This is a genomic window from Streptomyces sp. NPDC088246 (assembly GCF_044741025.1).
Taxonomy (GTDB): Bacteria; Actinomycetota; Actinomycetes; order Streptomycetales; family Streptomycetaceae; genus Streptomyces.
On the sequence record NZ_JBIURV010000014.1, the window covers coordinates 1 to 19,441 of the forward strand.

Consider the following 19,441-nt stretch of genomic DNA (forward strand, 5'->3'; position numbering starts at 1 on the left):
CACCGCGATTACGAGGCGCTGCCGGAGCGGTCCCGTTCGATGATCCATTGGGCCATGGTCAACTCCATGGTCAGCAGGCTGACCGCGAGCCCGAGTCAAATCGGGCAATACCTCCGCCCGAAACCGCCCGCGGCAGCATGAAACGGTACCGAACACCCTCTGAGACTGCAGCTGAACGACACGACCTGAGACAGCGAGCACATCTCCAGGTCACAGCATCGGCATCTGACATCGAAGCTGAGAACCTACACGGTCCTGCGGGGTCTCACGCACCGTGTCGTGCTCTCACGGCCGATGCCATAAGGATGTCGTTTACGACATCACCGTGAGACTGCCGACCGAGCACGTTCCCATTCCGGCTGGGGGTCCTGACCGCCATCGAGGTCCCCGAGAAAATGGCACGCTCCATGAGACGAACCCACCATGGCATGACGTGAGACAGGCTGAAGAACCGCAGGTCAGCCGTACTGCGGACTTTCCCGGTCTCGGACGACCGGTGCGGGACGGGTTCAGGACGGCGGAATGACGCGCGTGACCACCGTCCCCACCAGCCGGTTCAGGGTGGCTTCGGCCCGGAGATCGCTCTCGGGGTCGATGAGGACGTCGGGCAGCGTGAAGTGCTCCAGCAGCAGGCCCGTCATGGCCAGGTAGAGCACCAGGAAGGCGTCCGCGTCGCCCGGCAGGCCCGCCTCCTGGTGGAACCGGGCGGCCTCGTCGAAGTTGGCACGGACGGGCCGCGTCAGCCGGTTGCGGAGCGCCGGTCGGCGAGTGGCCTCCAGGCGGAGTTCCAGCATGGCGAGGTAGCCGGTGCGGTCGTCCTCCATGCGCTGCACCAGCCATCGCATCAGGTCGGCGACCAGCTCACGCGAGGGTGTCGGGCGCATGGCCTCCTCGACCTTGGCCGGGTCCGGTGTCATCCGGACGGTGATACGGGCGGCCGCCTGCATGAACAGGTCGTCACGGTTGGCGAAGTAATTGGACGACGTGCCCACCGGGACGTCGGCGCGTGCATCGACCGCGCGGAACGTGAGCCCTCGCGCGCCCTCGTCCGCCAGTACTTCGATGGCGGCATCGACGAGCGCTGTTCTGCGCTCGGGGTTCCTGACCATGCGTATGCCTTCCTTGATCTTCTTCTTCGGCTCTTTCGCGGAAAGGGATTGCATAACCACTACACATGAAGCACTCTAGCTGAAGTGGTTGTGGCTCGGATACGCCGCAACGGAACGGGGATCGTGTGCGCAAGCTGACCTACTTCGTCGCCTGCTCCATCGACGGTTTCATCGGAGACCCGAGCGGTGACGCGTCGTCCATGTATCAGTTCGTGAACGAGGAGTTCCTTGAGTTCCTGAAAACGCAGTACCCGGAGACGATTTCGACCGAGGGCCGCAAGCTGCTCGGCTTTCACGGCGTCGAGAACCAGCGGTTCGACACCGTGATCCAGGGGCGGGCCAGCTATCAACTGGCGCTGGACGTCAACATCACCAGCCCGTACGCCCAGCTGCGCGAGATCGTCGCTTCGCGGACTCTCAAGGAGTCACCCGACCCGAATGTCGAGCTCATCTCCGACGACGTGGTCGCAAGGGTCCGGGAACTCAAGGCGGAGAACAGCGAGCTCGGGATCTGGCTCTGTGGTGGCTCCCAGCTCGCCGGAGAGCTGATCGACGAGATCGACGAGCTGGTGATCAAGACGTATCCGCTGGTCTACGGATCGGGCATGCCGATGTTCGGATCGGATTCCGCGCCCACCGTGTTCGCGCTGGACTCGGTTCGTGCCTTCGGCAACGGCGCCCTGGTCAGGACCTACAGCCGTACGCGCTGACCGGGCGTCCGGTGGCGATGGCGGTGCGTGGTCCAGATGCTGCGAAATGGGCTCGCCACGGCTTGGGTTCTGCGGGTAGTTGTTGAGCATGACCTCCCCATCTGAACAGTTGCTCCCTGGTACGCAGCGTGCTCTGCTGCACCGCATCGCCACCGCACAGTCAGAAGGCCGGGCGCCCTCGCTCGTCGCCGCAGTACAGAGGCAGGGGCAGACCGTCTGGAGCGGCTCCCGCAGCTGTGTGGACGGCCATGCCCCCGACGCAGAAACCCAGTTCAGGATCGGCTCAATCACCAAGACCTTCACGGCCGTGCTGGTTCTGCGGCTGCGCGACGAGGGACTTCTGGATCTGGACGACCCGCTGGAGAAGCATCTGCCCGGCACGGGCGTCGGTGGAGTCACTGTCCACCAACTCCTGGGCCACAGCGCGGGACTGGGTGCCGAGTCACCTGCGCCCTGGTGGGAGAGGACTCCGGGCACACTGAGGCCCGAGCTTGCCGATGTACTCGGCGAGCAGACGAGGATGCACACTCCAGGCCGCCGTCACCACTACTCGAACCCGGGCTACACACTGCTGGGCGCGCTGGTCGAGAAGGTGCGCGGGGCGAGCTGGGCCGAGGTGCTTCGACGCGAGGTCCTGGAACCGCTGGGCATGCACCGCACGAGCCCCCAGCCGCAGGCGCCGCACGCAGGCGGCTGGGCCGTGTATCCCTGGGCGGATGTCATGCTGCCCGAGCCGACCGAGGATCTCGGGCTGATGGCCCCGGCCGGCCAGCTCTGGTCCACCACCGGCGACCTCCTCCGCTTCGCGGCCTTTCTCGCCGGAGGGGACGACCGGGTGCTCTGTGCCGCATCCGTGGAGCAGATGCGCGAACCGTCCGCGCCGACCGAGTCCGGTGAATGGGAGTCCAATTACGGTCTGGGGCTTCAGCTCGGGCGGCGGAACGGTCGCACGCTCTTCGGGCACACAGGCTCGCTGCCCGGCTTCCTGGCCGCCCTGTGGGTCAGCGTCGAGGACGATGTAGCGGCCGTCGTTCTCACCAACACCACGTCGGGGCTGATGGTCGGCGGTGTTGCCGCCGACCTCGTAAAGATCGTCGCCGAGGCCGAGCCCCGCATTCCGGAGCCCTGGCGCCCGCTGCCCGAAGCGGACGCGGAGCTGCTCGCTCTGACCGGTCCCTGGTACTGGGGCACAAACACGAACATCCTGCGACTGACTTCGGACGGTGGGCTGGACCTTGAGCCCCTGCGTGGCAATGGCCGCGGTGCCCGATTCACCGCACAGCCCGACGGCACCTGGGTCGGTCGCAACGGCTATTACGCGGGGGAGACGCTGCGTATCGTCCGGAACGGCGACGGCAGCGTGAACCATCTCGACCTGGGTTCGTTCGTCTTCACACGGGAGCCGTACGACGCCACAGCGGCCGTCCCCGGCGGTGTGGACGAGGGCGGGTGGCGGGGCCTCGGGGCCTGAGTACCACGTTTCACGTGAAACGGGCGGGGTGGTCGGCTCGGGCCGTCAACTCCCGTTCCAATGGGGGTACGAAAGCGTGGAGTGATCCGTGCTTGGCCCACCCATGGCGACAGCCGGGATGCTTCCGCCTCGACCACGGCGGTGGCATCCCGGTCGATGTCGGACAGCAGCCGCCAGACCGGCTCGCCATTGGCTCGCTGTGCCTCGGACATCCGGGCGTCCCCGGAAAGGAAGACGGTGGCGGTGCCGGTGGCGTGCAGAGCGACGACCGCATCGGCCACGGACACCGGGGACGCGGTCCGTACGGACAGGGCCAGGAGATGTTGCCGCCCGAGCCTGATCCTGCGCCGTTCGTCAGTGATGCGGTGCACAGACAAGCCCCCGGACTCCGGACTGGGGTCAGAGCGCGAGCTTGAAGCCCACGTGGCTGGCGGTGAATCCCAGTTGCTCGTAGAAACGATGAGCGTCGGTCCGGGTCGCATCGGACGTCAACTGGACCAACTGGCAGCCCTGGCGCCGGGATTCGTCGACGGCCCATTCGATCAGCTGGGTGCCGAGGCCGCTGCCGCGCTCGGCGGCGTGGATACGGACGCCTTCGATGACCGAGCGGGTCGAGCCGCGCCGGGAGAGTCCAGGGATCACCGTCAGCTGCAGGGTTCCGACGACGCGGCCCTCGCGCACGGCGACGACCACGTGCTGGTCCGGGTCGTCGGCCAGCCGCCGGAATGCGGCGCGGTAAGGGGTGAGGTCGTCCGGCGACTCACGTTCTGCACCCAGCGGATCGTCGGCGAGCATGGCCACGATCGCGGGGATGTCGGCGAGGGCCGCGGGGCGTATTTCCAGATCGCTCATGAGCGGCAGAGTACGCAGATCACGTGGATGGCGCGGGGAATTACCCGGCCTGCTCGGGGGACTCTCAGCGGCTGCGCGGCGGCTCACGCGACCTGTGCGGGGGCCTTAAGCTCTTCGACCGCCTTGACGAGTGGGGCCAGCTCGGGATTCTTGGCGGCTTCGTCGAGTGCGGCGCGCAGTGCGGTGTCATTGGTCGGCCGGGCCTCGGCGAGCAGGGTGAGGCCGGCCTCGGTGACATCGGTGTAGATGCCGCGGCGATCGGTGTCGCAGAGATACCGGGTCAGCAGTCCGCGGTCCTCGAGGCGGGTGACCAGGCGGGTGGTGGCGCTCTGGCTGAGCACGACGGCGTCCGCGACCTGTTTCATCTGGAGATGGCCGCCGGGGTCGTTGTGCTGCCTGCTCAGGACGTCGAGCAGGGAGTACTCCCGCACGCTGAGGCCGTGCCCGGCCTGCAGCGCCCGCTCGATACGGGCCTCAATCTTCCCGTGAAGCAAAGAGAGGGCGCACCAGCCCTGGGAGAGGGCGGTCAGTGCGGGGTCTGTAGCTGTCATGGGTCTCTTCTCCGTCTCGGAGCTGCTTGCGTCCAGGATAGGCGACGTCCACAATAGCCCGCGTTTGCAATTAGTGAGCGTTTGCAATTATTGTGGACGCTCGTAAGGCGCAGATGTAATCGTCAGGGAAGGTGAAACCCATGCCGCTCGCGCTCCTCGCCCTCGCCATTGGGGCTTTCGGTATCGGAACCACCGAGTTCGTGATCATGGGATTGCTCCCCGAGGTTGCTGCGGACTTCCAGGTCTCGATCCCGACCGCAGGATTCCTCGTCACGGGATACGCCCTCGGTGTCGTCCTCGGGGCACCGCTGATGACGGTCCTCGGCACCCGCGTCACCCGTAAGCGCATGCTCATGCTGCTGATGGGGCTGTTCGTCGTGGGCAACGTGGTCTCCGCCGTCGCCCCGGTCTTCGGCGTGATGGTCGCCGGCCGCGTGATCGCCTCCCTCGCCCACGGCGCCTTCTTCGGCATCGGATCGGTCGTGGCGGCCGATCTGGTCGCCCCGCAGAAGAAGGCCGGCGCGATCGCCATGATGTTCACGGGTCTCACCGTCGCCAACGTCGTCGGCGTACCGCTGGGCACCTACATCGGACAGAGCGTCGGCTGGCGGACCACATTCTTCGTCGTCGCCGCGCTCGGTGTCATCGGCCTCCTCGGTGTGGCCAGGCTCGTCCCCGAACAGCCCCGTCCCGAGGGCGTACGGCTCCGCCACGAGCTGGCAGCGTTCCGCAATGTGCAGGTCCTGCTCGCCATGGCGATGACCGTGCTGGGCTTCGGCGGAGTCTTCGCCGCGATCACCTACATCACCCCGATGATGACCGAGATCGCCGGATACTCCGCGTCTTCCGTCACCTGGCTGCTGGTCCTCTTCGGTCTGGGCATGGTGGGCGGCAATCTGCTGGGCGGCAAGTTCGCCGACCGCCATCTGATGCCGATGCTGTACGTGTCGCTCGGTGCCCTCGCCGTGGTTCTGGCCCTGTTCACCCTGACCGCCCACAACAAGATCGCAGCGGCCGTCACCATCGTGCTGATCGGGGGCCTGGGCTTCGCCACAGTGCCGCCGCTGCAGAAGCGGGTGCTCGACCAGGCAGCCGGTGCTCCGACCCTCGCCTCCGCCGTCAACATCGGTGCCTTCAACCTCGGCAACGCGCTGTCGGCATGGCTCGGTGGCCTCGTCATCGCAGCCGGCCTCGGCTACACCGCACCCAACTGGGTCGGCGCCGCTCTGGCCGCCTCCGCCCTGGTCCTTGCGGTCGTCTCCAGCGCTCTGGAACGCCGCAGCAAGGTCTCCCGGGGCCGACTCGTCGCCCAGCACAGTCCTGAACCGCTCGCGACCCCCGCGCCCCAGCGCTGACCCCCCTCACACCACTCCCCTCACACACAGCACCACATCGCACCAAGGAGACACCCCCATGAGCACCACCACTGTCGCCGTCGCCCCGCTGACCACCCCGGACGCCGAGGCGCTCATCGAAGCGGCCCGCGGCGCCGCCGAAGCCGCCGGTGTCGCCGTTGCTGTCACGATCCTCGACGCTGGCGGCCATCTGCTGGCCTTCCGGCGGGATGACCGGGCCGTTCTCATCGCGGGTGAGTCCAGCACCCGCAAGGCATACACGGCCCTTCAGCTCAACGCCCCCACCGCCGACCTCGTGGACGCGGTCCAGCCGGGCGGGCTCTTCCACACCCTGCCGACCGCCCTCGACCGTCCGCTGCTCTTCATTGCCGGTGGTGTCCCGGTCCACCGCGACGGTCGGCTCATCGGCTCCATCGGCGTCGGCGGAGGCGCTCCCGACCAGGACCACGGCTTCGCGACGGCTGCGGTGAAGGCTCTCGCCTGACGCTCGCACCGACCACGCTCGGTGTCAGTTCAAAGCCGCGTGGGTCAGCCCGTCGCTACGGTCAGCGGAGCGTAGCGACGGGTCCAATCGCCCGGCAGGTCCGAGGTTCCATAAGTCATCACCGTGGTTCCGGAATCTCTTTGCAGACCGCACTCCTCGAACCAGTCGAGCAGCTCCGCATGGCGCGCGTCGATGTCCGCGCGCAACCGTAGATCCGTCGCCTCTGCGAGCGATGCGACGAGTGCCTGAGCGGTGTCGGTGTCGGGTGCGATGAGCGGGCCGACCACATGCGTATGAGCGCTCGGCCAGGTTGCTGCGTAACCGACGAGCTTTCCGTCGTTCTCCGCGACCCGGATGTGGTCGGCATACGCGGGCAGCCGGGCGAGCACATGCGTCCGGTCGGAGCCGAAGACGTCCGTGTCCAGCCGGACCATGGCTTGCAGGTCCTCCGCCGTGGCCGGACGGACGGTGACAGCGGACGCTCTGTCGCCGGTCGGCCGGAAGAACCCAATGACCCGCTCGACGCGGCCCACTGCCGTGAAGCCGAGCTGTTCGTAGAGCGGTTGTCCCGCGGGTGTCGCGTACAGGCTGAGCGGGGTGCCTGCGGCCTCGTCGATCACATGGCGCATCAGATGGCGGGCGACTCCCTGTCGCGCATATCGCTCGGCGACGAGCAGCATGCCGATGGCAGCCAGCCGTGGGCCGTAGGAGGTCACTACACAAGCGGCCATCAGGCCTTTGCCTCCGGGGTCGTCCATGCCATAGCCGGTACTTGCGGCGAGGAGCAGACCCCACCTGTGCTCATCGCGTGGCCATGCGCGGTCCTCGCAGAGATCGGCGCAGGCGACCAGGTCACCCAGGGTGAGACGCCGGACAGGCAATTCGGCGAGCGGGCGGGGCAGCGGGGTGAGCATGAAGGTCAGACTCTCCGACGCGGTGATTGTTCGTCCACTCCTTTACCGGCTCCGGCCAGGATGCGCAGCCGTCGGCCGCGCTGGGTCAATCCCCAGGGCTTCAGCACTGATACCGCGGTGATGAACAGGTACGTTGCCGTCGCCACCGACGGAGCGACCACCAGGTCGATATCGACAGCGCCACGCGTCGCCGCCTCGTTGATGCCGGGGCGCAACGAGAAGATCGACAGTGCCGCAGTGATCAGGGTCAGCCAGAATTTTGTCCAGACCCACCGGTGCCTGGCCAGTCCCCAAGGCGTACGGAGAGCCAGGACGAGGCCGCTGAGCAGGGAGAGCAGGGCGACCGGGATGATCAGCCAGTCTCCGAAAATCTTCATGGCGCGGGTGGCGGCCTGCGCGGTGGTGGGGTCGCCGGTGAGGAAGGCCGTGATTCCGAGCGTCAGTAGTCCGACGGTCAGTCCCAGCCAGCTCACGGATACCGCGACATGCGCGACGAGAAGGCTGCGGCGAGCGGAGCGTTTGAGTGGTTTCACGTGAAACACGGTGCCGGGAATGGGGTAATCGGGCGTCTGACAGCGGGAGTAACCGCGCGTACTCGCCTCGGCGTACAGCGCCCACCGTTCTGCAGCCTTGCCGGTGAGGCGAGTTGGTGCGCACTCCTCTCGGCTGAATCGGTTGGTGCAAACTCCCGCGCTGATGTGGATGTGAGCGACTGTTGTGGATTCACGGCTCGGCCATGAGGCAAAGGAGCGTAACGGGAAAACCGGTTCGGATACCCGGACTTCCCGCTATTTGTCCGGTCTGCGTTCGTGGCAAGGCATGCTGGGGTGAGGGACCGCGGGCAGGACCCGACTACGCCCGCAGACAAGGGCCCGCGGGCCGCGAGTGGGTGTGTAAGGCGACCAGAAGACCTTCGAGGCGAGGCACAGTATGGATGCTCCGGCCACCAGGTGGACCGAAGACGGAACGGACAGATCTCCCGACGCGACCCTGGTCCACCGCACCCTGACCGAGATCTCGCCCGTCGCGGATCAGGCAACCTCGTACTTCTACGCCCTGCTCTTCATCCGGAACCCCGATCTGCGCGACCTTTTTCCGGTCGCGATGGATGTCCAGCGCGACCGTCTTCTCCGCGCGGTCCTCACCGCGGCGGACCGGCTGGACGACCCCGATGCGCTGGCCGAGTATCTCGGAGAACTGGGCCGGGGGCACCGCAAGTACGGCACACTGCCTGCGCACTATCCCGCTGTGGGCGAGGCACTCCTCGGCGCGTTGAGCCGCTACGCGCCCACCACCTGGGACGCAGAGACCGAAGCGGCGTGGGTCCGTGCCTACACCGCGATTTCGCAGATCATGATCGACGCGGCTGCCGAGGACGAGCAGCGGGCTCCCGCCCGGTGGCATGCCGAGGTCGTCTCCCACGACCTAAGGACCCGTGACATAGCGATCCTCACGGTCCGTCCCGACCAGGCCTACTCCTTCCTCGCAGGCCAGTACGTGGCGATGGAGACCCCGTGGTGGCCCCGGAATTGGCGGCATTATTCCTTCGCCTCGGCGCCCCGCCCGGACGGTCTGCTCACCTTCCACATCAAGGCAGTTCCGGCCGGCTGGGTCTCCAACGCCCTGGTGCACCGGGCCCGGCCCGGCGACATCCTGCGCCTTGGCCCACCCACGGGCTCGATGACGGTCGACCACTCCACCCACACCGGTCTGCTCTGCTTGGGCGGCGGCACGGGCATTGCGCCCATCAAGGCGCTCGTCGAGGACGTTGCGGAGCATGGCGACCGGCGTCCCGTGGAGGTCTTCTACGGGGCACGTAGCGATCACGACCTGTACGACATCGACACGATGATGCGGCTCCAGAAGACCTATCCCTGGCTTGAGGTGCGGCCGGTGGTCTCCACCGGCCCGGGAACGGAGGGGGGTCTGAAGGGGCTGTTGCCCGAGGCCGTGCGCCAGTGCGGCCCGTGGCACGAGTACGACGCCTATCTCTCGGGCCCGCCCGGCATGATCCGCAGCAGCGTGGATGTGCTCAGGGGCATCGGCATGCCGGCCGAGCGCATCCGGCACGACTCCGTCGAGGAACTCGCGACCACCGGCCCCGACTGAACCCGGGAGCGGCAGCCGGTCAGCCCAGGTCGGGCGCGTGCATCGCCCGTACGCCCTCGATATTGCCGTCCAGGTAGTGCCGCAGCGACAGCGGTACGAGATGAACGGCAGCGATCCCCATCCGGCTGAACGGCACCCGTACGACGTCGTACTCCCCGCAAGGATCCTCGATCTCGGGGCCATGGCGCCGGGACAGGTCCATCGACTCCAGCCGGCAGACGAAGAAGTGCTGCACTTTGACGCCCTTCACTCCGCCGCCCTCGATGTGCTCCACGGTGTCGACGAAACAGGGGACCACATCGGTGATCTTGGCGCCGAGCTCCTCGTCCACCTCACGGTGCAGGGCGTCGATGACGGTTGCGTCCTCGGGTTCGACCCCGCCACCCGGCGTGAGCCAGTACGGATCCACCCCGGGCTTGGTGCGTTTGATGAGGATGAGGTCGTTGCCGTCGAGCAGGATGGCACGTGCGGTGCGCTTGACCACAGGACGTTCGGTCATGGCAAGAGAGTGGCCCATGGAACCGGTTCTGAAACACTTGACCCGCGCCGGACCGCCCCGCGCTCACCAGTCGGCGGCAGCGCGCAGCAGCCACTCGTGCGCCCGCGCTATGTGCGGCAGCGCGAGCGTGCCGGTCCGCACGGCCACGAAATAGGTGCGCAGCGGAGGCACGGGAGGGTCGAGGAGCGCCACCACCTCGCCCCTTTCCAGTGCCCCCTCGCACAGATAGCGCGGTAGCACGGCGAGTCCGGCGCCCGCTGCCGTGCACTCCAGGACCGCCCGGAGATCCGGCGCGATGACGGCTCCCGCAGCGGCAGGCCGGCTGTCGAAGACGGCGGCCCAGTAGCGGGAGACGAGCGGCAGGCTCTCGTGCACCTCCACGACCGGCAGCTGGTCCAGCACCACGGGCCCCTTGTGCCGCAAGGTCCCGGGTCCCAGGCGCCCGGCCCAGCGCGGCGCGGCGATCAGCACATGTTCTTCGTCGCAGAGCGGAGTCGCGGTGAGCAGCCCACCGCGCGGACGGGCCGTCGCAATCGCCAGATCATGATGTCCGGCGGCCAGTCCGTCCAGCATCTCCTCGGCGCTGGTGAAGAACGAACTGCGCAGAGCCAGGCCCTGGGCGATGAGAGGGGTGAGCGCCGGCAGGGCACGCATCGACGTGAACTCGGGTGGCCCGGCCAGATGCAGTGTCCGTACGCCCGACTCCTCGTCGAGCTCGGTCTCGGCGATCTCGATCAGCGCGTCCAGATGGGGCGCCGCCCGGTGCGCGAGTTCGTCACCGATGGTCGTCGGGGTCACGCCGCGGGCCCTGCGCAGGAAGAGCGGGCGACCCAGCTGCCGCTCCAAGGTGCGGATCTGCGAGGTGACCGCGGGCTGGGAGAGGCCGAGCAGGGCAGCAGCCCTGGTGAAGGAACCGGCCCGGTGCACCGTGATGAATGTGCGCAGCAGGGCCAGGTCCATGTCCTGCCCCCTCCCACCCTCGCGCCGCTTCGGACCCGTACAACTATAAATATGTCGATAGGTCGCTGTCGCTACCGTGATTGGACACTGACGGAGAGTCAATTAGCCTTGTTCAAGCGGTTCTTCACGTTCGGAACCGGGACGGTCCGAGCCACGAGGGGGGAGGCTCGGGCCGTCCGTACCACCGGCTGGATCAGGTCTCGCCCAGCGCCGCGTCCAGTGCCCGCTCCACGTCGGCCATCAGGTCGTCCGAGCTCTCGGCGCCGACCGAGAAACGGATGAAACCCTCTGGTACGGCGTCACCGCCCCAGCGTGCTCGCCGCTCGGCGGTGGAGCGCACGCCGCCGAAACTCGTCGCGTCGTCGACCAGCCTCAGCTCGGTCAGGAAGCGCTCGGCCCGCTCGCGGTCAGGCAGTACGAACGAAACCACGGAGCCGAAGCGCCTCATCTGACGCACGGCGTTCGGATACGAAGGGTCGGTGGGCAGGCCGGGGTACCGCAGCCCGGTCACCCCCTGGCGCTTGCCCAGTGCCTCGGCCAGCGTCAGGGCGGTGGCGCACTGCCGGTCGATCCGCAGTTCCAGCGTGGCCAGCGAACGGTGCGCGAGCCAGGCCTCCATCGGTCCCGGAATCGCGCCGACGACCTTGCGCCAGCGCCGTACACCCGCTGCCAGCTCAGGATCGCGGCAGGTCACATGGCCGAGCAGGATGTCTCCGTGCCCGGTCACGCCCTTGGTGTCACTGGCCACAGAGAAGTCGGCCCCCAGTTCCAGCGGGCGCTGGCCGAGCGGTGTGGCGAGGGTGTTGTCGACAGCCACCAGAGTGCCGGCCGCGTGTGCGGCGTCGACGAGCCGGCGTACGTCGCAGACATCGAGCCCAGGATTGGACGGGGTCTCGATCCACAGCAGCTTGGCTCCTTCGAGGACCGCCAGCTGGGCATCGCCGCCGGTCGGCGCGGTCCGGACCTCGACGCCGTACGCCTCCAGCTGTTCACGCACCAGCGGCAGCGCCTGATAGCCGTCATCGGGCAGCACGACCACATCGCCGGTGCGTGCCTGGGACAGCAGCACGGCCGAGATCGCCGCCATCCCGGAGGCGAAGACCGTGGTCTCGACCGGTTCCCCCGGCGCCTCCAGCTCGCCGATGGCGCGTTCCAGATGCGTCCAGGTCGGATTGGTGTCCCGACCGTAGGTGTACGGACCGGTCGGTTCACCGGAGAGATGGAAGTGCGCGGCGAAGACCGGTCCGGGCAGGGTGGGCTCGAACTGCTCCGGTTCGGGCAGCCCGGCCCGTACCGCCCGGGTTCCGTCACCCATGGTGCTCATACCGTTTCCTTACTTCCCTCCCCGGTGTGCCACCGGTCCGACCTGCACTGTTTCAGTAGATGTCGGTCAGTCCTCGTCGGGCAGGACTACGTTCAGCGCCCACGACACGATCGAGATGATCAGACCGCCGAGCACGGCGGTCCAGAAGCCGTGGACATGGAAGCTCAGATTGAACTGACCGGCCAGCCACGAGGTCAGCATGAGCATGAGCGCGTTGACGACCAGGGTGATAAGCCCCAGCGTGAGGATGAAGAGCGGCAGGGTGAGCAGCTTCACGATCGGCTTGACCACAAAGTTCACCAGGCCGAAGAGCAGGGCGACCACGATCAGCGTGAGCGCCTTGCGCCCGGTGCTGCCGCCGTTCAGCGTGATGTCCTGGAGCAGCCAGATGGCCACGGCCAGCGCACCTGCGTTGGCGATCGTCTTGACTACGAAATTCTTCATGTGTCTGATCGTGGCAGACATGATCGGTGACGGACACCGGCAGGGCAGAGGCAAGGGGCGGACGGGCCATGAAGGCATTCAGACTGGACGAACTGGAAGCGGAACGGGCTGCCAACGACGGTGCGTATCTGCAGTTCGTGAAGGAACGGAACATGTCCGTCGGCCTGTACGCACTGGATGCCGGCGAACTCGACCCGCAGCAGCCGCACCAGGAGGACGAGGTCTACTTCATCGTCAGCGGCCGCGCCTCGATCACGGTCGGCATGGAAACCACGCAGGTGGGCAGAGGGAGCGTGGTGTATGTACCCGCCGGTGTTGCCCACAAGTTCCACCACATCACCGAGGACCTGCGGGTCATGGTGGTCTTCTCCCCGCCGGAAAGCTGAGCCGTTCCTACGGAGGACCGGGCTCCGGTCTCAGGGATCCCTAAGGGGTCGATCAGGGGACTTCAAGGGCTGTGGAACCCACGCCGGCCCCCTTTGCGCCTCTAGCATCGAGGTATCGAAACAGGAACTCACAGAGACGAGGCAAGGACGATGGCCGTGCGGGAGATATTCGCGGGGATGCCCTGGTGGGTGAAGTGGATCGCGGTGCCAGTCATCGCGATCGTCGTGTTCGGCGGTCTGATCGCCAGCGTGGTCGGGTTCGTGATCGGTCTGCTCTTCAAGGTTCTGGTCTTCGTGATCCTGGTCGGCGGACTCGTTTTCGTCGTACGCAAGTTCATGTCGTCCTCTTCCTCGCGCAGCGACTGGTAGGACGATCGGAAGCCGACCGGGGATTAGCCCAGCTGAGCTAAGTGCAAGACGAAACGAGACCCCTTACGGATGCGGCCGATATGGTGGCAGTCCGCTGCCACCACCTGGGAATTTACTGTCCGTTACCACCCTGACCAGTGGTTTGTACGGCGTTCGGCCTCCGGATCCCAGTCATGCGGCGGTCTGTGGGGGCGGCCCCCACAGGCGGGCTGACCGCCCGTCACCATGCCTGGGGGTGACCGTTGACCACGGCATCGAGCGCTGCTGTCCCGACGCTGATCGGTTCGGTCCAGCGAGCGCTGAGGCTGCTGGAAGCTGTGGGCGCCCATCGAGACGGGGCGCCCGCGAAACAGTTGGCCAGGGAAGCGGGCCTTCCCCTCCCCACTGCCTACCATCTGCTGCGCACCCTGACCCATGAGGGCTATCTGCGTCGGGAGAACGGCGTGTTCCTCTTCGGGACCGCCGCCGAGCGTCTGGTCGACGAGGGTTCGCTGCAGAATCGTCGCAGCAGAATGACCGAGTCGCTGAGCCGCTGGCGCGACACCATCGGCGCACCGGTGTACTGCGCCGTCTACCGCGAGGGTGAGATCGAACTCATCGCGGTCGCCGACGGCCCCGCCACACCCGCGGTGGACGAGTGGGCATCCTTCCGGGAGACCGGGCACGCCCATGCGATCGGTCAGTGTCTGCTGAGCCAGCTCGACGAGAAGGCCCGCGAGGACCATCTGGACCGTCACCCTGTGCGGCCGTTGACCCGCTACTCGGTGAGGGACCGCCCGGCGTTTCTTGAACGATTGCGGTCGTTGGAGCGAATGGAACCTGTCATCGAGCGACAGGAGTACGCCTTGGGCACGGTCTGCGCAGCCATCCCGATCACAGCCGGATTCACTGCCGCCGCGATGGCGATTTCGGTACCCCTGGAGCAGGAAGAACGGTTGCTCCCCGCAGTCGAACAACTACGTGGCGAAGTTGCCAGCCTCTTGCGCTCGTTCGTGTTCTCTATCAGTATCTGAAAAATCACTCCTTGTGATCTGCTATCGCGTGCACCACGATGGCGTCAATAGGGCCATGGGGGATCATTCCTGGCCAGATTCATCTACTGCGGGGTTGGACGATGCGCGAGTCGGTTCAAGCTGAGGTCATGATGAGCTTCCTCGTCTCCGAGGAACTCTCTTTCCGGATCCCGGTGGAGCTCCGGTACGAAGTGTGCGATCCGTATGCGATCCGGATGACGTTCCATCTGCCCGGCGACGCCCCCGTCACCTGGGCATTCGGCCGTGAGCTGCTGCTCGACGGCCTCAACAGCCCCAGTGGCGACGGTGATGTGCATATCGGGCCCACGGAGCCCGAGGGGCTGTCCGATGTACATATCCGACTTCAGGTGGGCACGGATCGCGCCCTCTTCAGGGCCGGTACGGCACCACTTGTGGCCTTCCTCGACCGGACGGACAAACTCGTGCCGCTCGGGCAGGAGTGCACGCTGGGTGACTTCGAGGGCAACCTGGAAGAGGCCTTGGGCCGGATCCTCGCCGAGGAACAGAACGCCGGCTGAGGAGGACGGCGCCGCCGATCGGCCCGCCGGTCGAACACAACACCTGCCGAATGGGTGAATCGCTCTCCGTGAGGAGGCGTTCAAGGCTTTGTCCTACGACGACGGCCCTTCCCGGTCCGTACGGGTGCCGAAGCTCCGGCTTCCGCGCCGACCCCTGTGCGGTCCGCGGAGACCACCAGCGCCGCGAGCACCGTCGTCACCGGCACCGCGGCGACCAGTCCGATCGAACCGACCAGCGTTCGTACGATCTCCTCCGCCACCAGCTCGCTGTTGGCCACCGTCCCCACGCTGCTCTGGGCGATCGAGAACAGCAGCAGCAGCGGCAGTGCGGCGCCCGCGTAGGCGAGCACCAGCGTATTGACGACCGACGCGATGTGATCACGCCCGATCCTGATCCCTGCCCGGTAGAGCCCCCGAGCACCCATCGTCGGGTTCGCCTGGTGCAGCTCCCAGACCGCCGATGTCTGGGTGACCGTCACATCGTCGAGCACCCCGAGCGAGCCGATGATGACACCGGCCAGCAGCAGGCCGCTCATGTCGATGTGCGGGTACAGGCCGTGGATGAGGCCGGTGCTGTCGTCGGTGTTGCCGGTCAGGCTTGCCCAGCCGATGAAGAGCGACCCGAGCAGCCCGATCAGCAGCAGTGAGATCAGTGTGCCGATCACCGCGACCGACGTGCGGGCGGTCAGGCCGTGGCACATGTAGAGCGCGATCAGCATGATCGCACTGGCCCCGACCACCGCGACGAGCAGTGGATTCGAGCCTTGGAGGATGGCCGGGAGAATGAACAGGGTCAGCACGGCGAACGACACGGCGAGTGCGACCAGTGCCATCACCCCACGCATCCTGCCCACCGCGATCACGACCAGGGCGAAGATCCCGGCCAGCAGCGTCATCGGGAACTTCCGGTTCACATCCGTCACCGAGTACTGCAGATCACGGGGTGCGTCGGGGGCGTACGCCACGACCACGCCCTGCCCTTCGCGCAACTGACGGGGTGCGTCCGGCTGGACGATCTCGACGAAGGTCCGGCCCTTGTCGTGACCGGTCGTCACCTCGACGGTGGCCTGCTCGCACAGCCCGGGACCGCTACCCGGCGGCGGGGTGGTTTCGCCGCTGATGGGTGCCTGGGCAGCATTCACGTCCTTGCAGTCCACTTTGTCGATATTCACCACCTTTCCCTGCTGGGTCTGCCGGTCGAAGCCGACACCGGTCCGCTCGTGCGGGGGCGCGCCGCCCGGCCAGAGCACCGCCAGGCCGACGACGACCGCGGTGGCGAACGGGATCAGCACGGCCGCGATGACCTTGCGCAGATGTTTGGATACGGGCTCGGCAGGGCCATGGCTGTGGGAGTGGCCGTGCTGATGGCCCTGCCGTTCGGGGCCGGTATGGGGGGACGTCACCGGCCGATCATCGCAAGAAGAGAAGGGCCCTCTGTTCATTACGCCGGGCAGGGCGCTAGCGTGGAGGAACCTTTGCACACGCGGGAGCTCGGAGCACCGGGCTGAGAGGGCGCTGATATCCGTACATCCGTACGGGAGAGGCTGCGCCGACCGCCGAACCTGTTACCGGGTAATGCCGGCGTAGGGAGTAGGTCTCATGACCACATCGGACGCACGCACGCCTGCCTCGAACCAGAGCGACGAGGCCGGGAAGTCCATCGGCTGGCACAAGGGATACGTCCAGGGCTCACGCCCGGACCTCCGGGTGCCGGTCCGTCAGGTGCACCTCACCAACGGCAAGGACGTGGCGCTGTACGACACGTCGGGCCCGTACACCGATCCCACCACCGAGACCGATGTCCGTCGCGGGCTCGCACCGTTGCGCGAGAGCTGGATCATCGCGCGCGGCGACACCGAGGAGTACCCGGGCCGCCCCGCCCGCCCCGAGGACGACGGGCTCAAGCACACCTCGCCGCGAATGGGGTCTCCCCTGCTCGAGCGAAGCGGAGAGCTTGGGGAAGGGCTGCGCAACCTCGACGCGGTCTTCCCCGGCCGCCCGCGCCTGCCCCGACGAAGCCGGGACGGGCAGCTGGTGACCCAGCTCGCGTACGCCCGCCGGGGCGAGATCACCCCGGAGATGGAGTACGTGGCAATCCGGGAGAACATCGAACCCGAGGTGGTGCGCGAGGAGATCGCCGCAGGCCGGGCCGTGCTGCCGGCCAACGTCAACCACCCCGAGATCGAGCCGATGATCATCGGCAAGCGGTTCCTGGTGAAGGTCAATGCCAACATCGGCAACTCCGCGGTGACGTCCTCCATCGAGGAGGAGGTGGAGAAGATGACATGGGCGACGCGCTGGGGCGCCGACACGGTCATGGACCTTTCCACCGGCCGCAACATTCACACCACCCGTGAGTGGGTTCTGCGCAACTCCCCCGTGCCGATCGGCACCGTTCCCCTCTACCAGGCCCTCGAAAAGGTCGATGGGCGGGCCGAGGAGCTGACCTGGGAGATCTACAAGGACACCGTCATCGAGCAGGCTGAGCAGGGCGTCGACTACATGACGGTCCACGCCGGCGTGCGCCTGCCGTACGTCCCCCTGACCGCCCGCCGCAAGACCGGCATCGTCTCCCGCGGCGGCTCGATCATGGCGGCTTGGTGCCTAGCGCACCACAAGGAGTCGTTCCTGTACGAGCACTTCGAGGAGCTCTGCGAGATCCTCGCCACGTACGACGTGACGTACTCGCTGGGCGACGGGCTGCGTCCCGGCTCGATCGCCGACGCCAACGACGAGGCCCAGTTCGCCGAACTGCGCACGCTCGGTGAGCTGAACACGATCGCCAAGCGGTTCGGCGTCCAGACCATGATCGAGGGCCCGGGCCATGTCCCGATGCACAAGATCAAGGAGAACATCGACCTGCAGCAGGAGATCTGCGAGGAGGCGCCGTTCTACACGCTCGGTCCGCTGACCACCGATGTCGCCCCGGCGTACGACCACATCACCTCGGGCATCGGTGCGGCGATGATCGCCTGGTGGGGCACGGCGATGCTCTGCTACGTCACGCCCAAGGAGCACCTCGGCCTGCCCAACCGGGACGATGTGAAGACCGGCGTCATCACGTACAAGATCGCGGCCCATGCGGCGGACCTCGCCAAGGGGCACCCGGGGGCGCAGGACTGGGACGACGCGCTCTCCGACGCCCGTTTCGAATTCCGCTGGGAGGACCAGTTCAATCTGGCCCTCGACCCGGTCACGGCTCGGGAGTTCCACGACGAGACGCTGCCGGCCGAGCCGGCGAAGACGGCGCACTTCTGCTCGATGTGCGGCCCGAAGTTCTGCTCGATGAAGATCTCCCAGGACATCCGTCGTGAACACGGCGGTTCCCAGGCGGAGATCGACGCGGGCATGGCGGAGAAGTCCAAGGAGTTCGCGGCGGCCGGCAACCGGGTCTATCTGCCGATCGCGGACTGAGCAGGACGCGCACAACAGGACACCGTCCCGAGCGGCCAGGGCTTCTCGGGACGGCGCCCCGTCGTCGGTACGGGCCCGGTGCCCGGACCCGGTCAGTCCAGTTCGTGCTCGGGGCCGCCGAAGTCGGGGCTGGTGAAGTCCGGGCTGGTGAATGTCGGGCGGGGGCCCGCCGCCGGGCCGTCGTCCGGGCTGGTGAAGTCCGGCCGGCTGTAGCCGATCTTCGGGATGCGGTTCGCCGAACGATGCGGTGTGCGCGACGCGGGGCCGGCGTCGGGGTCGGCGAGCGCGTCCCGCAGGAACGGCAGTATGCCGCGCTCCAGCAGTGCGTGGCGCCATGCCTCTCTGGCACGCGCCACATCCTCCGGCAACTCGTTCTCGGCATCCTCGGCGGGCTGCGACGTCGACCCGTTGCGCAGCGCGGTGATGAGCAGTCCGCCGGCGGCGGCCAGGATGGCGGCGGCCATGACCGCCGCGAAGAACCAGCCCGCGGCGACCATGGTGGAGGCGAAGGACGGCGGCGGATTGAGCAGCCTCAGCAGATAGCCGGACAGCAGGAATATGAACGCGGCCGTGCCGGCCAGCACGGGCGCCAGGACCGTGACGACGGCTCCTATGCCGGCACCCGACTGGTTCGGGCCGTCAGTGCCGGACCCGGGGCCCGAATCCTGGCCTGCTCCTTCGGCCGGTCCGCGCAGCTCTTCGCGGGCCTTCACATAGTGCTCGTACTCGGTGGCGGCCGTCGCGGTGATCAGCGACGTGGCGTCCAGCGCCATGGTGCGCAGCTGCACGGCATTGAGCCGCTCGCCGACTGCGGCCAGATCCGGTCGTTCATGGGCGTGACGCAGTGCGTCGTCGAGGATCCGCTCGTACTCGGGGCGGTCCTCGGTCAGTAGGTGCGGAGCGCTGTTCATCTGCATCCCCCGATGCTCCGTAGGGCC

21 protein-coding genes and 1 riboswitch are annotated in these 19,441 nt (G+C 67.3%); of the genes, 10 read left to right on the top strand and 11 right to left on the bottom strand.

All coding sequences use genetic code 11. The features are described from left to right. Positions 1–509: 509 nt before the first annotated feature. Complete coding sequence (locus tag ACIPEK_RS20270) at positions 510–1,109, bottom strand: TetR/AcrR family transcriptional regulator (RefSeq protein WP_401998203.1); 600 nt, start codon at positions 1,107–1,109, stop codon at positions 510–512. 125 nt (positions 1,110–1,234) lie between these two features. On the opposite strand from ACIPEK_RS20270, the gene ACIPEK_RS20275 reads away from it, so the two are divergent. Both ACIPEK_RS20275 and ACIPEK_RS20280 read left to right on the top strand, forming a co-directional pair. Continuing rightward, the gene (locus tag ACIPEK_RS20275; protein ID WP_401997821.1) at positions 1,235–1,819 is read left to right on the top strand and encodes a dihydrofolate reductase family protein; all 585 of its coding nucleotides are present in this window, start codon (positions 1,235–1,237) and stop codon (positions 1,817–1,819) included. 88 nt (positions 1,820–1,907) lie between these two features. Continuing rightward, positions 1,908–3,290, top strand: a complete 1,383-nt coding sequence (locus ACIPEK_RS20280) for a serine hydrolase domain-containing protein (protein WP_401997824.1) — start codon at positions 1,908–1,910, stop codon at positions 3,288–3,290. A gap of 399 nt (positions 3,291–3,689) precedes the next feature. On the opposite strand, the gene ACIPEK_RS20285 is transcribed toward ACIPEK_RS20280, so the two are convergent. Both ACIPEK_RS20285 and ACIPEK_RS20290 read right to left on the bottom strand, forming a co-directional pair. Then, positions 3,690–4,142 carry a GNAT family N-acetyltransferase gene (locus ACIPEK_RS20285; protein ID WP_383071115.1) on the bottom strand — a complete coding sequence of 151 codons (453 nt, stop codon included), beginning with the start codon at positions 4,140–4,142 and terminating at the stop codon, positions 3,690–3,692. 83 nt (positions 4,143–4,225) lie between these two features. Then, positions 4,226–4,693 (bottom strand): MarR family winged helix-turn-helix transcriptional regulator, encoded by a 468-nt coding sequence (locus ACIPEK_RS20290; RefSeq protein WP_401997827.1) that lies wholly within the window; start codon positions 4,691–4,693, stop codon positions 4,226–4,228. A 140-nt stretch (positions 4,694–4,833) separates the two neighbouring features. Between ACIPEK_RS20290 and ACIPEK_RS20295 the strand changes: the two genes are divergently transcribed. Both ACIPEK_RS20295 and ACIPEK_RS20300 read left to right on the top strand, forming a co-directional pair. Then, complete coding sequence (locus ACIPEK_RS20295) at positions 4,834–6,048, top strand: MFS transporter (RefSeq protein WP_401997830.1); 1,215 nt, start codon at positions 4,834–4,836, stop codon at positions 6,046–6,048. Between the two features lie 58 nt (positions 6,049–6,106). Further along, complete coding sequence (locus tag ACIPEK_RS20300; RefSeq protein WP_401997833.1) at positions 6,107–6,532, top strand: heme-binding protein; 426 nt, start codon at positions 6,107–6,109, stop codon at positions 6,530–6,532. 44 nt (positions 6,533–6,576) lie between these two features. Here ACIPEK_RS20300 and ACIPEK_RS20305 read toward each other — a convergent pair whose 3' ends face one another. After that, the gene (locus ACIPEK_RS20305; protein ID WP_401997835.1) at positions 6,577–7,446 is read right to left on the bottom strand and encodes a GNAT family N-acetyltransferase; all 870 of its coding nucleotides are present in this window, start codon (positions 7,444–7,446) and stop codon (positions 6,577–6,579) included. Between the two features lie 5 nt (positions 7,447–7,451). Continuing rightward, positions 7,452–7,979 (bottom strand): DUF2269 domain-containing protein, encoded by a 528-nt coding sequence (locus ACIPEK_RS20310; protein WP_401997838.1) that lies wholly within the window; start codon positions 7,977–7,979, stop codon positions 7,452–7,454. A gap of 397 nt (positions 7,980–8,376) precedes the next feature. Between ACIPEK_RS20310 and ACIPEK_RS20315 the strand changes: the two genes are divergently transcribed. Further along, the gene (locus ACIPEK_RS20315; protein WP_401997841.1) at positions 8,377–9,555 is read left to right on the top strand and encodes a globin domain-containing protein; all 1,179 of its coding nucleotides are present in this window, start codon (positions 8,377–8,379) and stop codon (positions 9,553–9,555) included. Positions 9,556–9,574: 19 nt separating this feature from the next. On the opposite strand, the gene ACIPEK_RS20320 is transcribed toward ACIPEK_RS20315, so the two are convergent. From ACIPEK_RS20320 to ACIPEK_RS20335, 4 genes are all read right to left on the bottom strand, one after another. Further along, positions 9,575–10,054, bottom strand: a complete 480-nt coding sequence (locus ACIPEK_RS20320) for an NUDIX domain-containing protein (RefSeq protein ID WP_401997844.1) — start codon at positions 10,052–10,054, stop codon at positions 9,575–9,577. A 63-nt stretch (positions 10,055–10,117) separates the two neighbouring features. Continuing rightward, positions 10,118–11,014 carry a LysR family transcriptional regulator gene (locus tag ACIPEK_RS20325; protein ID WP_401997847.1) on the bottom strand — a complete coding sequence of 299 codons (897 nt, stop codon included), beginning with the start codon at positions 11,012–11,014 and terminating at the stop codon, positions 10,118–10,120. A 193-nt stretch (positions 11,015–11,207) separates the two neighbouring features. Further along, positions 11,208–12,338 carry a cystathionine gamma-lyase gene (locus tag ACIPEK_RS20330; protein WP_401997850.1) on the bottom strand — a complete coding sequence of 377 codons (1,131 nt, stop codon included), beginning with the start codon at positions 12,336–12,338 and terminating at the stop codon, positions 11,208–11,210. A 66-nt stretch (positions 12,339–12,404) separates the two neighbouring features. Continuing rightward, complete coding sequence (locus ACIPEK_RS20335) at positions 12,405–12,782, bottom strand: phage holin family protein (RefSeq protein ID WP_327274108.1); 378 nt, start codon at positions 12,780–12,782, stop codon at positions 12,405–12,407. Positions 12,783–12,850: 68 nt separating this feature from the next. On the opposite strand from ACIPEK_RS20335, the gene ACIPEK_RS20340 reads away from it, so the two are divergent. The 4 genes from ACIPEK_RS20340 (at position 12,851) to ACIPEK_RS20355 (ending at position 15,089) form a co-directional block, all read left to right on the top strand. After that, positions 12,851–13,168 carry a cupin domain-containing protein gene (locus tag ACIPEK_RS20340; protein ID WP_383071135.1) on the top strand — a complete coding sequence of 106 codons (318 nt, stop codon included), beginning with the start codon at positions 12,851–12,853 and terminating at the stop codon, positions 13,166–13,168. A 156-nt stretch (positions 13,169–13,324) separates the two neighbouring features. Further along, positions 13,325–13,537, top strand: a complete 213-nt coding sequence (locus ACIPEK_RS20345; RefSeq protein ID WP_093895169.1) for a DUF5326 family protein — start codon at positions 13,325–13,327, stop codon at positions 13,535–13,537. Positions 13,538–13,779: 242 nt separating this feature from the next. Continuing rightward, positions 13,780–14,550, top strand: coding sequence for an IclR family transcriptional regulator (locus tag ACIPEK_RS20350; RefSeq protein ID WP_401997855.1), 771 nt, complete (start codon positions 13,780–13,782; stop codon positions 14,548–14,550). A 101-nt stretch (positions 14,551–14,651) separates the two neighbouring features. Next, the gene (locus tag ACIPEK_RS20355; protein ID WP_093895105.1) at positions 14,652–15,089 is read left to right on the top strand and encodes an SsgA family sporulation/cell division regulator; all 438 of its coding nucleotides are present in this window, start codon (positions 14,652–14,654) and stop codon (positions 15,087–15,089) included. A gap of 80 nt (positions 15,090–15,169) precedes the next feature. Here the strand turns inward: ACIPEK_RS20355 and ACIPEK_RS20360 are convergent, their stop codons facing one another. Beyond that, positions 15,170–16,492, bottom strand: coding sequence for a YibE/F family protein (locus tag ACIPEK_RS20360; protein ID WP_401997858.1), 1,323 nt, complete (start codon positions 16,490–16,492; stop codon positions 15,170–15,172). Positions 16,493–16,562: 70 nt separating this feature from the next. Further along, positions 16,563–16,696, top strand: a riboswitch (TPP riboswitch). Between ACIPEK_RS20360 and thiC the strand changes: the two genes are divergently transcribed. Then, entirely contained in the window at positions 16,689–18,503 is a 1,815-nt protein-coding gene (gene thiC / locus ACIPEK_RS20365) for a phosphomethylpyrimidine synthase ThiC (RefSeq protein WP_401997861.1), read from the top strand. It overlaps the preceding riboswitch by 8 nt. Before the next feature lie 92 nt (positions 18,504–18,595). Here thiC and ACIPEK_RS20370 read toward each other — a convergent pair whose 3' ends face one another. Beyond that, the gene (locus tag ACIPEK_RS20370) at positions 18,596–19,420 is read right to left on the bottom strand and encodes a hypothetical protein (RefSeq protein ID WP_401997864.1); all 825 of its coding nucleotides are present in this window, start codon (positions 19,418–19,420) and stop codon (positions 18,596–18,598) included. Positions 19,421–19,441: the final 21 nt, after the last annotated feature.

Coding starts and splice junctions, on each gene's coding strand:
- ACIPEK_RS20370 (WP_401997864.1), bottom strand. CDS start 19,420: ATGCAGATGAACAGCGCTCCGCACCTACTGACCGAGGACCGCCCCGAG.
- ACIPEK_RS20290 (WP_401997827.1), bottom strand. CDS start 4,693: ATGACAGCTACAGACCCCGCACTGACCGCCCTCTCCCAGGGCTGGTGC.
- ACIPEK_RS20335 (WP_327274108.1), bottom strand. CDS start 12,782: ATGAAGAATTTCGTAGTCAAGACGATCGCCAACGCAGGTGCGCTGGCC.
- ACIPEK_RS20295 (WP_401997830.1), top strand. CDS start 4,834: ATGCCGCTCGCGCTCCTCGCCCTCGCCATTGGGGCTTTCGGTATCGGA.
- ACIPEK_RS20270 (WP_401998203.1), bottom strand. CDS start 1,109: ATGGTCAGGAACCCCGAGCGCAGAACAGCGCTCGTCGATGCCGCCATC.
- ACIPEK_RS20325 (WP_401997847.1), bottom strand. CDS start 11,014: ATGGACCTGGCCCTGCTGCGCACATTCATCACGGTGCACCGGGCCGGT.
- ACIPEK_RS20330 (WP_401997850.1), bottom strand. CDS start 12,338: ATGAGCACCATGGGTGACGGAACCCGGGCGGTACGGGCCGGGCTGCCC.
- ACIPEK_RS20355 (WP_093895105.1), top strand. CDS start 14,652: ATGCGCGAGTCGGTTCAAGCTGAGGTCATGATGAGCTTCCTCGTCTCC.
- ACIPEK_RS20320 (WP_401997844.1), bottom strand. CDS start 10,054: ATGACCGAACGTCCTGTGGTCAAGCGCACCGCACGTGCCATCCTGCTC.
- ACIPEK_RS20285 (WP_383071115.1), bottom strand. CDS start 4,142: ATGAGCGATCTGGAAATACGCCCCGCGGCCCTCGCCGACATCCCCGCG.
- ACIPEK_RS20300 (WP_401997833.1), top strand. CDS start 6,107: ATGAGCACCACCACTGTCGCCGTCGCCCCGCTGACCACCCCGGACGCC.
- thiC (WP_401997861.1), top strand. CDS start 16,689: ATGACCACATCGGACGCACGCACGCCTGCCTCGAACCAGAGCGACGAG.
- ACIPEK_RS20305 (WP_401997835.1), bottom strand. CDS start 7,446: ATGCTCACCCCGCTGCCCCGCCCGCTCGCCGAATTGCCTGTCCGGCGT.
- ACIPEK_RS20280 (WP_401997824.1), top strand. CDS start 1,908: ATGACCTCCCCATCTGAACAGTTGCTCCCTGGTACGCAGCGTGCTCTG.
- ACIPEK_RS20340 (WP_383071135.1), top strand. CDS start 12,851: ATGAAGGCATTCAGACTGGACGAACTGGAAGCGGAACGGGCTGCCAAC.
- ACIPEK_RS20315 (WP_401997841.1), top strand. CDS start 8,377: ATGGATGCTCCGGCCACCAGGTGGACCGAAGACGGAACGGACAGATCT.